Here is a 579-nt window from a genome sequence, read left to right as displayed (position 1 = left end):
CACTGGGTCATGCAGACCTCACTGCTGAAAACGCTTGCTCGAAAGCACAAGTCGACCCTGATGAAGATGGCGAGCAAACACCGCACGTCCATCGAAACCGCAGCAGGGCCGCGGACGTGCATTCAGGTGGTCGTGGAACGCAGTGGCGGCAGGAGACCACTGGTCGCCGCGTTCGGCGGAATCCCTCTGCGCCGGCAGCGGAGAGCGGTCCTCACCGACCGTGACCCGTCCCAGGCACCCGTCAAACGCAGGGAGCTGATCGGAAGGCTCCTTGCGGGGATCTGCGAAATATGCGGACAACGGCAAGCTCTCCAGGCCCACCAAATCCGCAAACTCGCAGATCTCGGGAAACCGGGAGAACCCAAACCTGAATGGATGAACATCATGACGAAGAAAAGGAGGAAAACCCTGGTCGTCTGCCGATCCTGCCATGACACCATCCACCGGGGACAAGCCGCCGAGTTCACGCACAAGTCACTGGAGAGCCCGTTGCGGTGAAAGTCGCACGGCGGGTTCGGAGGGGGGCCGTCGGAAAAGGACCGGCACGCAAGCCGGAACCTCGCCGACGGCCCACCCTAC

1 protein-coding gene is annotated in these 579 nt (G+C 62.3%); it reads left to right on the top strand.

Features of this window, described 5'->3' with window-relative positions; translation table 11 throughout:
• Positions 1-498, top strand: a 498-nt coding sequence (locus E1291_RS41625; RefSeq protein WP_242614706.1) for an HNH endonuclease, incomplete at its 5' end; no start/stop codon positions are given.
• Positions 499-579: the final 81 nt, after the last annotated feature.

The sequence above is a fragment of the Actinomadura roseirufa genome, from assembly GCF_900659635.1.
Classification (GTDB): Bacteria; Actinomycetota; Actinomycetes; order Streptosporangiales; family Streptosporangiaceae; genus Spirillospora; species Spirillospora roseirufa.
The sequence above is the reverse complement of the archived record's forward strand: the minus strand, read 5'-3'. Positions and strand labels throughout refer to the sequence as shown.